The organism is Puniceicoccaceae bacterium (assembly GCA_040224245.1).
Lineage (GTDB): Bacteria > Verrucomicrobiota > Verrucomicrobiia > Opitutales > JAFGAQ01 > JAKSBQ01.
On the sequence record JBEGIR010000097.1, the window covers coordinates 1 to 11328 of the forward strand.

General features: G+C 54.0%; 8 protein-coding genes and 1 tRNA gene. 4 read left to right on the plus strand and 5 right to left on the minus strand.

Annotated elements, in window-relative coordinates:
- Positions 1 to 164: 164 nt before the first annotated feature.
- The 4 genes from ABQ298_16045 to ABQ298_16060 form a co-directional block, all read right to left on the minus strand.
- Complete coding sequence (locus tag ABQ298_16045) at positions 165 to 1655, minus strand: NAD(P)/FAD-dependent oxidoreductase (GenBank protein MEQ9825897.1); 1491 nt, start codon at positions 1653 to 1655, stop codon at positions 165 to 167.
- Between the two features lie 31 nt (positions 1656 to 1686).
- Entirely contained in the window at positions 1687 to 2931 is a 1245-nt protein-coding gene (locus ABQ298_16050; GenBank protein ID MEQ9825898.1) for an aminotransferase class III-fold pyridoxal phosphate-dependent enzyme, read from the minus strand.
- A gap of 34 nt (positions 2932 to 2965) precedes the next feature.
- Entirely contained in the window at positions 2966 to 3730 is a 765-nt protein-coding gene (locus ABQ298_16055; GenBank protein ID MEQ9825899.1) for an RluA family pseudouridine synthase, read from the minus strand.
- A 702-nt stretch (positions 3731 to 4432) separates the two neighbouring features.
- Positions 4433 to 5710: a hypothetical protein gene (locus tag ABQ298_16060; GenBank protein ID MEQ9825900.1), complete on the minus strand. Its 1278-nt coding sequence runs from the start codon at positions 5708 to 5710 to the stop codon at positions 4433 to 4435.
- Between the two features lie 58 nt (positions 5711 to 5768).
- Here ABQ298_16060 and ABQ298_16065 point away from each other — a divergent pair, with 58 nt between their 5' ends.
- Together ABQ298_16065 and ABQ298_16070 are read left to right on the plus strand one after the other, a co-directional pair.
- Positions 5769 to 6653 carry a fructosamine kinase family protein gene (locus ABQ298_16065; GenBank protein MEQ9825901.1) on the plus strand — a complete coding sequence of 295 codons (885 nt, stop codon included), beginning with the start codon at positions 5769 to 5771 and terminating at the stop codon, positions 6651 to 6653.
- Positions 6654 to 6699: 46 nt separating this feature from the next.
- The gene (locus ABQ298_16070; protein ID MEQ9825902.1) at positions 6700 to 7734 is read left to right on the plus strand and encodes an A/G-specific adenine glycosylase; all 1035 of its coding nucleotides are present in this window, start codon (positions 6700 to 6702) and stop codon (positions 7732 to 7734) included.
- On the opposite strand, the gene rpsU is transcribed toward ABQ298_16070, so the two are convergent.
- Positions 7697 to 7897, minus strand: a complete 201-nt coding sequence (rpsU, locus tag ABQ298_16075) for a 30S ribosomal protein S21 (protein MEQ9825903.1) — start codon at positions 7895 to 7897, stop codon at positions 7697 to 7699. The genes ABQ298_16070 and rpsU overlap by 38 nt on opposite strands.
- Positions 7898 to 9017: 1120 nt before the next feature.
- Here rpsU and ABQ298_16080 point away from each other — a divergent pair.
- Both ABQ298_16080 and ABQ298_16085 read left to right on the plus strand, forming a co-directional pair.
- A tRNA-Arg gene (locus ABQ298_16080) sits at positions 9018 to 9093 on the plus strand.
- 1756 nt (positions 9094 to 10849) lie between these two features.
- Positions 10850 to 11328 (plus strand): cysteine--tRNA ligase (locus ABQ298_16085; GenBank protein MEQ9825904.1); only part of this gene is annotated, 479 nt, incomplete at its 3' end.

Genomic DNA, 11328 nt, shown 5'->3' on the forward strand with positions numbered 1-11328 from the left:
TTTGGGACCGCAGGTCCGCTTCCAGCTGCTCCCCACCCCGCCTCTCAGCGACGCAGTTGCTTTCAGCTGCTTCTCCAGTGCTCGTCTTGGAGCGATCAGGACTTTCACCTATTGATGTCATGTATGTGTAATCGCACTAGCTGGATTCGGAAGAATTCGGACCCTCATCGATTCACCGTCTCGCGAAGGTATTGCTCCATGCGACTGGCGGTCATTTGCCCATAGTTGATGGTTCCGAGCCAACCCGACATAATGATACCGACTGATCCGGCATGATAGGCTCCGCTGACCACTTGCGGCAGTTTCTGAGAGACCTCCAATCCCTCATATTTCGTTCCAAACGACGCTCCACTCCAGTGTTGGGTAAAGTGATGAATCGTGCGCGGGGTTGCTGCTTCGATGTGATCAATTTTTTCCCGGATGCCCGGTAGAAAGCGCTCCAATGTTTCCAGCGTGGCTTCGATTAGTTCCCGTTTTCTGGTTTCATATTCATGCTCATCCAAATCGTTCCAGTCCTTCCAGTTGGCATTGCTTGAGGCAACAATGCTGTAGCGCGGCACCTTCAGGTGTGGACGGGTTTCCGGGTAATAAAAGGAAAACGTGCGGCTTGTTGTTGTGGGTGCTTTGAGCGCCTTCGAACTGAACTCTGCGTCATCGGAAACAAAGAGCAGGTCGCCCACATGAGGAATGGATGTACCTTTGCGAAGACCCAGATACACCTGGCACGAGCTGCTGTTGAGGCGCACGGCTTCGGTCGCCTTCACAAATTCAGGGTCCGCGATCGCCTCCGCTCCGATCAACCCCAATACGGTGCGCTTCAGATTTGAGTTGGAGAGCACCGCACGGGCGCGCAGCGTGCGACCTTCCGCTTTGACTCCCAGCACTTCGGGTTTTCCGGTTTCTGGATTTCGTCCGGTTACAACGCTTTCCACACAGGCTCGTCTGACAATGTGTACTCCCTTTTCCTCCAACAGCTGCACCATGCGTTTGATCAGTTGATCCGTGCCTCCCTGAAAGGTGTAGATGCCCTGTTTCATGAAATTGAAAAAAACGATGCTGTAAACCAGAGCAGGGTCGTCTTCACTGGAGCCGTTTGCATAGGCAATGGGTTCCAGAAGTAGGCGTTTGATGTCATTGCGTCCTGGGAAAAAAGAGTCGATCAACTCTCCCGTACTGAGGGGGCTGTTGAGAAAGCGTTCAGAATCCGAGACCGTGTCAAAAAATTCTGCAACTTTCCCGGCTGAAATCCCGAACGAATCCACCAGCACCCGGGTGAAATCTTCACGGTCATAGGTAGTCTGGAGCGAAAACTGCGGGTTGGCGAAGCGTAGATCACGCAGGGGAACAATGGAATCCGCAATCTCCTTCGACCAGTAGCGTCGGCAAGACTTTATCATTCCTACCGGAAATCCGTGAAGGGAAATATCAAAAACATGTCCTCCCTTGCGTTTGAACCAGGTTGCCAGGCCGCCGATTTGATAATGTTGTTCCAGGATGATCACGCGATACCCCTGCTTGGCGAGGTAGTGTGCACCCGTCAAACCGGCAAGCCCACTGCCAATCACGACAACATCATAAGCATCTGTGGTTCCTTTCCATTTTGCCGCACCTTCCGTTGTTCGCCGACCTTCAGCTTCTCCGATTGCTTCCCCCATGCTGATTCCGAGTCCGTCTGTTGTCCTATGCTCAGGCCTCTGTTGCCATGTGCGCGAAAGCTCGCGAAGCGACCTCAATTGCACTGTCAATCACCGCATCCGTGTGCGCAAGACTGACAAACCAGTTGTGGTGAGGGTGAAAAAGGACTCCTTCTTCAGCGCAGAGTTCCGAAAACCGTTGCATCTGCCTCAGGTCTGCATCGCCGTCGAATGCAATCATCGGGGCCGCAAAAGGTTCGCTTCCAATGATGCGAATGCCGTGGCTTGCAGCTGCGGTTTCCAGTCCTCGAATCAGGCGTTCACCAGTTCTGGTCAGTGTTGCAGGGACATTGTCACGTTCGATGATTTCGAGGCATTTTTTTGCCGCCGCCAGCGCAATTCCGTCGTTCCAGTAGCTTCCCGTCAGAAAGACTTTTCCGGCTGCAGCCTTCAGTGCCTCTGTTCCCACTGCTGCGGAGACGGGGTATCCATTGCCCATGGCCTTGCAGTAGCATGCGATGTCGGGCTTGAACCCATAGATCCGGTGCGATCCACCGCTGTGGATGCGGAAGCCTGCGCGAATGTCATCGAGTACCAGCACAACGCCATGCTCCCGACAGCGACGGTTAACCGTTTCAACAAAAACATTGCTCGGAGCAACGTTGGTGCCAAATGCGGGATGATGATAGGGATTGAGAATCAGCGCGGCGATATCACCAGCATGCTTCTTCAGAAGGTGATCCAATCCGTCAACATCGTTCCAATCGAATGCATGCACATGCATGCGGTCTTCAGGGATAATGCCACCAGGGGAGGGATTCGTCCAGGCATCGACTCCATGATAGGCTCCTTTCACGACAAGCACCTTACGCCGGCCTGTGTGCTGGCGTGCCACCTGAATCGCCCAAGTTGTGACATCGGAGCCGTTCTTGGCAAACACACTCCAGTCCGCAAAATCGATGCGCTGTACCAACAGCTCGGCTAATTCCACCATGATGGTGTGGGGATGACTGAACAATCCCCCACTCTCCCGCATGCGGTTCGCTGCCTGCTCCACCTCGGGATGCTGATGTCCGAGGATGATGGGACCATAAGCGCAGAGAAAATCAAGGTAGCGATTGCCATCGACATCCCACAGGTAGGCTCCCTCCGCTTTGTTGATATAATAGGGAAAGGTCAAGGGCAGCGAGGCAGCCGGGCTGGTGTGCCCATACACGCCACCTGGAATAACCTGGGTAGCGCGTTCATACCAGCTCAGCGATTGGGTTCGCGCTTGCGAATGCGTGATTTGCTCCATAGCGGGAAATTTTTGATATTGGAGCAGGCTCGCGCTAGTTGTCAAACAGTTGAACAAACTCACGGGGGGGCGTGCTTTCAACACTCAGCTCAATGCCCGAAGCAGGGTCACTGAGTTGGATTTTTTCCGCATGCAACATCAGTCGTTGCAGTCCCCAGTTCTTCTTCGCATGAGCATTCACTTTAAAATCCCCATACGTGCGATCTCCAATGATCGGGAGCTGATGGTGCGCCGACTGCACACGAAGCTGGTGGGTCCGCCCCGTCAAGGGCCTCAGGGACAGCAGACTTAAGCGCTTGCGCGCATCCTGCCGCAGCACACTCCACTCCGTCAGCGATGGTTCTCCCGCACGTCCTGCCTTCACTGCAGTTCGCACCTGACTTCCACCCTTTTCCGAGCGGGTTGACAATGTATCCTTCCAGCGTCCGTGCATGGCACGAGGCATCCCGCTCACGAGGGCCAGGTAGCGCTTATGAATTTTCCTTTCCTTGAACAGACTGCGGATGCGCCTGGCAATCGCTGGATCTGTTGATCCCAGCAACACTCCTGAGGTTGGTGAGTCCAGGCGATGGCAGATGAAATACAGACGTCGCTCCTGTTGTTCATCATACCAAACATAGGCTTCGTCTTTTTTGCTGAATTTGGCTCGCAGCAACGTCTGTTTCAGATCCGAAGGTGCGTTCGGTGTCGATAGAATGCCTGCAGGTTTGTCGAGCGCAACCCAGCCCGACGGATGCGCTGCCAATACCCGAACGCCTCTGCCCAAGGGCAACGGAAATGCAAGAGAGTCTTCGTCCATGCTCCGCCAGCATCTGACAGCTCCTTCGCCCTTTCAAACGAAAAACTGCCCCACTCCCACTTCAATTTTGCCCTGAACTTCTTCCCATCGCCCCACCCTTTTTCCACTTCAATCTCAACTTCCAACTTCGTCAGATCGCTCCCCCTCTCTTCAACTTCAACCTAAACATCACCTGATTGCCCCGCGATCCCCCATAACCCATTACCCTCTCCCATCATCACCAAAGCTTCGCTTCGCCTCTTGCGTAGCCGGATTCCCTTTCTTCCGTAGCCGGATTCGGGAGAATTCGGATCTTCAGCACCCGCCTCTCCCACGCGGCCTGCGATAAACGCAGGCCCTACGAGAATCCAGGCCCACGTGCTTCCCCGTAGGGCCTCCGCTTGCCGGAGGCAGCCGTGATCGTTCCGCCCTCCCACGAGGGCCGCCCTTTCCAAGTCCTTCCCTCTTTCTTCTCCTCACTCATGCGTGGCTGGATCCCCCTTTCTTGCGTAGCCGAATCCCCCGTCTTGCGTAGCCGGATCCCCCGTCTTGCGTAGCCGGATTCCCTCTCTTCCGTAGCCGGATTCGGGAGAATTCGGATCTTCAGCGTCCGCCTCTCCACGCGGCCTGCGATAAACGCAGGCCCTACGAAATCCAGTCGCACCTCTCTTCAACTTAAACTTCAACGGATCGCCCCGCGATACCCCATCTCCCCGCTCCCAATCACATGTAAATGAATCGCAGGCGTATCGTCTGCTGCTCCCCAAGCTGATCGATCATCTGTCGTGTCCAGGGTCCAAAGGGGGCACGGGATTCAATCGCATCCTTGCAGAGCAAAGTTCCCAGCTGACCCGCATTGGTTTCCATCACTCGTGCTTCTACAACTTTTCCATCCGCATCCAGATCATACTCGATCACGACATAGGCCGGGCGATTCTCCTGCCCGATGGTCACGTCCTTGAGCAGTGAATACCACTGCAGCTGGATCGTTTCAAACATGCGTTGCAGGTAGTGTCCGAACTGGCTGAACTTCGCATCAAAGGCAACTGGACCCATGCGCGCAGCGTAAGTATTGGAGTCCATCAGCGGACCTGGCAGCACTTTGGGCGAAAGTCGGGGACGCGGCATGGGACGTGGCTGCACGGCCTGTTGGGCCTGTTGAGGAGATTGCTCCGCCTGTTGCGACTGCTCCGCTTCCTGGCGACGCAACTCCTCCTGTGCCTTGGAAAGTTGTTGAGCGACACTGGGAGGAATATTGATATTGAGAGTGGTGTCCTCGCCCGGTTGATTTGAAAAGACCTCCACTTCCTCATCAGGAGCCTCAATGATGGGCACTTCAAGACCTTCTTCATCTTCTGGCTCCACTTCATCAATAAAATCCGGTGTTGGTGGCGGCGGGGGAATTGCGGGCAACTCATCCAATATGCTGGGTGCTTCAATGCTCGGCAGCGAGTCCGGGGATGCCTGTTGTTCGACGGATTGTTCCGACGCACTGCGTTGCGGTGGTGTCGGTGCCACGGGTTGTTGTGCTGCCTGTTCGGGTTGCGGCTGACTGCTCGAATCCATGGGAACCGACTCGACCCGTGGACTGTCCTCTCCGTCAACGGGCATGGCTCCCTCTACGATCTTGGCCGACTCTTCATCCTCCCCTTCCAGGAAGGGATTGTCGTTGCGTTCGGGTCCGGCCAAATCCTCCTGCGCCGCCTGCTGATTGCGGTTGCTGATATTGGGCGTCTCATCGGGTTCGTTTTCAACCGCATCCGGATTCGTCTCCACATACTGCATTTCAGGAAGTTCATCCACCATCTCCAGCATAAAGGTATCGTCCTCAGCTGGCTCTGTCGCCTGCAGCATTTCCACGCCGTGGGACACGGGCAAGCCGTTAATGTAGGCCCAATTCAGGCCAAGGGCCGTCACGATGGCTACTGCCCATTTTGCGATCCGCAACAATGGCGGGTCGCGACGCACTTCAAACCAGGAAACTGACTTTTTCTCTACCAAATCTCGTTGAATTTTGACCTGACGACAGAGTCGCACTACTGCTTTGATACTTTTTGTCGTGAAGTATTCAGAACAATTTGCCGTTGTCAGTCAAAACCTTGGGTTTTCCGGTTCACCCGTGTCGATTCGCCCTTGTGCCGGTGGTTGCATTCACGACAGCACCGTCTGGCAGTTTGCCGGAGGAGAACGCATTTTTGTGAAATTCAGTGCCGAGCCTGAAGATCGACGCATGTTGGAGGCAGAGTTTGATGCGCTCAAGTGCATCGCATCTACACGGACGGTGCGCTGTCCCGCTCCCTTGTTGGCGATTGAGGTGCCGGAGCGAGGATATGCGCTGGTTCTGGAATTCCTGGAACTCGGCCCACTCTATCGCTCCGCAGCGTCCCAGCTCGGCGAAGCGCTGGCGCACCTGCACCAGTGCAAAGCAAATACCTTCGGTTTCGAACGGGACAATTTTATCGGTCGAACGCCTCAGCGGAATTCTGAAGTTTCCAATTGGAGTGAGTTTTTCTGGCAACACCGTATCCGCTATCAGCTCGAACTCGCGCGCTCTCGCGGATATTCCACCCTGCCCTTGCCCAGCAAAATCGAGTTCGCGATTCGCAACGCCCTCTCCGCTCACGCTCCACATCCATCGTTGCTGCATGGCGATCTATGGGGCGGCAACGCTGCTGCGCTGCCCGATGGAACACCGGTCATTTTTGACCCAGCCAGTTATTACGGCGACCGCGAAACCGACCTTGCGTTTACGGAAATGTTTGGTGGATTTCCCGCAGAATTTTATCAGGCATATGAAGCTTCATTCCCCATGGACTTGGGATATCGCGAGCGCAAGTCACTCTACAACCTTTATCACTATCTCAACCATCTGAATCTGTTTGGATCGAGCTACCTGAACTCCTGTCATGAAATTCTTAACCATCTCGAGCGGCGTTGGAGTTGAGTAAGCTTGTTTTCAACATATCACCTGCTTTCGTCATTGAATTCTGATGCCAACCCAGCCCACTTCATCCCCGTCTGACCAACTGCTCGAATGGTATGACCAGCATCGCCGTTTCCTGCCATGGCGGGAACAGCCGACCCTCTACCGCACGGTTGTTTCGGAATTCATGCTGCAGCAGACGCAGGTTAAATCCATGTTGCCCTACTTTGATCGCTGGATGGCGGTGTTTCCCGATTTTGAAACTCTCAGCCGGGCGGATGAAGGTGCTGTAGTGAAATTATGGGAGGGACTTGGTTATTACCGTCGGGCGCGATCCCTCTGGAAGCTTGCGCAGCAATGGGTAGCTGCTGAACCGAAACCCACCAGTGCTGCGCAGTGGCTTGAATACCCGGGTGTTGGACCCTACATGGCCGCTGCGATTGCGAGCATCGACTTTGGGGAACGAACCGTGGTGGTCGACGGCAATGTGGTTCGGGTGATTGCCCGACTCCGCAAAATCGAAACTCGCTTCCCCAATGCAGCTGCTGCGGTGAAAGCCGTTCGTCCACTAGCACAGGAACTCATCCCCGCAGACCGGCCCGGTGACTTCAATCAGGCACTGATGGAACTGGGGGCAATGGTTTGCCGTCCGAAATCTCCGACATGCCTGCTTTGCCCCTGGCTCTCCCACTGTGAAAGCGTAAGCAGTGGACTAGCCGAGCAATTGCCAAACATTCAGAAGACACGTATCAAAAAAGTTACCATTCCCCGACTCCTGGTAATGGATTTCACTTCTGGTCGAATTCTGCTGCAAGAGGGAGCGTTGCACGGTCGCTTGGATGGACTCTACGAACTGCCAGTATGCCAAAGCCCCATCCCCAGGAACTGGAAACCCATCGCCACCATCCGACGCGGCATTTCGAATCAGCAGATCACCGAACCGGTTTTTCAGTTGGATCCACAGCAGTGGCGCCAGCACCTGGCGCACAAAAAAACGGAACCCGAATGGATTCCGTTTCAAAATCTGGAGCAGGTCCCACTTTCCGGACCTCACCGCAAATGGATTAGCGGTTTTCTCGCTTCAGGCGCAGGTAGTTGTTGAACTTCGCCATCTTCTTCTTACGGCGCGTCACCTCACAGGGCTTTTCATAGTAGCGCTTCGCGCGAACGTCACGGATGACGCCTTCACGATCCAAACGCTTCTTCAAACGACGCAGTGCGCGCTCAACAGGTTCTCCTCGACGAATTTTTACCTCAATAGCCATAATAAAAGAAAAGAACGATGGAACCAGATTTTCACCATCGGTCAAGTGTGAAAATTGGGTTTTTAGTGCTTTAACGATTCGCATTTCGCAAAACGCTCCCACCTCCGTAGGGCCTCCGTTCACCGGAGGCCGCCCTCATCGTTCCGCCCACCCACGAGGTCCGAACTTCCCCAAGTCCGGCTACGCGGCCCGAACTGTTTTCCGACTCGTCGGAACTTCAGAAAACTAAACAAGCGTTCTCCACTTCCGTAGCTGGATTCGGAAGCATTCAGACCTTCAACGTCCGACAACCCACGCGGCCTGCGATAAACGCAGGCCCTACGCAAACCATCCGCACGCTCACCACCCAGAGCAAGCCGAAGGGTCGGAGGCCGCCCAGATGCCCAAAAACCCACGTTGTTCCCCGGTACGCAGCCACACCGTCGGACGGACCCTGGGGGCGACAAACCCAGCACCACCGCTCTGATTCAGGATCATCGGTGAACCTACCAGAATGCACCAGCGTAGTGTTGCCGGATACAACCATTGCGCATCCACCTTCATGATCTCCCGTCTTTTCAATCTTTCGAGTTTGGAGAAATGGATCGGGCCTTCAGCCCTCAGATTTTCATCGAACATTGGACCTGGGCCGACGGCCCAGGCTGATATGGTTGCGGGGCGTTGCCCCTCGAAACCATCCGGACACCCCATCCCTCAGCACCATTGCATTTCGAGCCGACCAGACCCTTTCAGGTCACCAACGCCGTATTCGCGTCGAAACCCAGGGCTAATGCAGAGCATCAACGGTGCGTCCTCATACCAACCCAGGGCAACGCCCTGGGAACCGACCCACCCCATACCCTGAGGGCTGAAGGCCCAACCCACGCGGCCAGCGATGCACGCATCGCCAATTTCAAAAAATCACCTATTCCAATTCCACTCTGCTCCATTCGAATGCGTATCGCTTCGATGAGTCGCGACGGTTCCTGCATTCAGGCCACATCGATATCGCGACTACCGATTGCTCCATCTGGTGGAGGAATCATCCATGACACTGCTACAGCCAGTGCTTGCTGTGCCTCGATGCGCAATAATGGCTTGAGTTGTGCGACAATACGGCTACGGTCAAATTTTCATAGAACCGGGAGTAGCTCAGTGGATAGAGCAGCGGTCTTCTAAACCGAAGGTCATGGGTTCGATCCCCATCTCCCGGGCCATTGTTGTATTGGAAAGGGTCGAAGTGCTTACGAACACCACAACTGGGTAAGTGACTCAATCAACTTGTGACAACAGTCCACGTGTGTGTCATGCAGCCCAGGCTGAGGACCGTACATCAAAAAGGCCCGGCTGGCTCTCGCTAACCGGACCTTTATGAAAGAGCGGGATGTTGCTCGCCACGCACTCTTTCCCATTGCATCAGCGTTTGGCGCCTTCCTGCTTGCGACAGGCTGGCCGCTGACTCCCCGACGCCATTCCCTGTTTGGTAAAGATAAACAGGATCCTTTTAACCGGCCTCATAGCAGGGCCGTCGTTGAAATCGCTTCCAACACTCTATTGCGTGAGGTTTTCTCAGCAAAGTTCCATTCTGCAGAGGCGCTTCTCTACAAAATGGCTTCACCAGGTAAGCATCCGCTGCATCGCTACATTCGGATATTGCTACCGTGTCAGCCTCAGGTCAGCATCCAGCCTTTCGACGGGATCGTTTGCCCGAGACTACGGGTCTCGCCTCTTAACGCTCAGACAGAATTTCAGGGTTTTTCGATGCAGGCTGCACCTGGGCATTGCTTCCCGGGTCCAGCGATTGTTCCGATAGTCAGAGGCTCGGATAGCTAAGAGTTTCCCTTGCCTTCTTCCTATCCTTTGACGGGCGCCTTGTCTTCCCCCTTCCCTTGCAATTCAGGTTGGGGTTCCGAGTTGCACTTCGCTTGCGCAACCGTTCGAGCATGCATTGCTTTACCTATGCCTACAACGCTCCCTCCAAAGACTGGTCTTTACGATATCTGTCGCCATCTCATGTTCTACCCTTTGAGATGATCGTATTCAAAACCGGGCCGCATCGGATCGCTTGCAGCTCAGCTTTGTCACTCGGGTTGCATTCCTTGAGTCGCCTGCAGTTTTGGCTGCATTGGCTTCTCCGAACCGTTGTTTTTTCGGACATTGCTGCCCGAACGGAACGCTCACCGCCCTCTCCCATTTCGTGTTTCTCCGCAGATCACGACATCGCGGAGGGGATTGGGTGATATATGCCTGTTTGTGTTACCATTCACACACGGTGACTGTTTGCGTTTCCACAGGGGCAACACCCACCAGTTTGGTGTCGCCTTTTCCCCGAAGGATTGCAAAAGCAAGGCCTCAAAGGCCCCCTTCGGGTTTATCCTGGGATGTTGCTCTGCTTCGCAAGTTGATTGCCCGCTCTCCAACGTCTGTGGTCCACCCTTTCGGGCTGAACTCCAAAGCCGAAAAAACAGACTTCAGAACTCGCCGGACCCATCGTGAGAGCGTCCAAGCCAGCTGACATCCGTTCTATCAAAGAACCACTGGATACGATCCGACATGTTGGAAAAAATGTCAATCAAATCTGATCATAAAACACTGATGGAGAAAAACTTGTGAATATCTCATTTGGCCCCGGATTGAGTAAATGTGAATAACTCTGCAAGTGATTCTGCAAGAGCTTAAATCGTGGTGAATAAACAGATCCAGACGCGATTGTGAACAATGTGAATAGCCTCAAGGTTCTTCGTTTGCTGAAAATTTTTCTCCAAAAATTTCTGAGTATTTCCGCAAAAAACGACGGTAAAATCGAGCCGTTGACGACTGTATCGCACTTTCGAATGTAAACGACTCCGACGCTTCGGGATTTTCCCAAATCCCGCTACGGATGGATTGCTTGAATTCCCTTCTCCGTGACCTCGATGCAACAAAAAGGTTTGTCATTCTCAGACACTTTGAAACAAGCTTTCTGCTACACCGATGATGGAATTCCAGCTAATCAACACTCAGACCGGAAACAAAGAGCGCGTCTATGCGGCGGATGGACAGACCCTGCGTTTCTACTGCTGCGGCCCCACTGTCTATGGCCCTGCACACATCGGCAACTTCCGTACGTTCACGATTCAGGATGTGTTTCGTCGAACTGCGGAAACCCTCGGCTTAAAGACCCTGCATGTGCGCAATGTCACAGATTTTGATGACAAAACCATCCGCACATCCCAGCAGGAAGGGAAATCCCTTGTCGATTTTACGAACCACTGGAAAGCCAAGTTTCATGCCGACTGCGAGGCACTGAACAACCTTCCACCTCACATTGAGCCATCTGCATTGGCCCATATTCGTGAACAGGTTGAGTTGATCCAGGGTCTGGTAGACAAAGGCTATGCCTACCAAGCCAAGGATCAATCGGTCTATTTTCGAATCAGCGCCTTTGAGTCGTATGGAAAACTCTCGGGCCT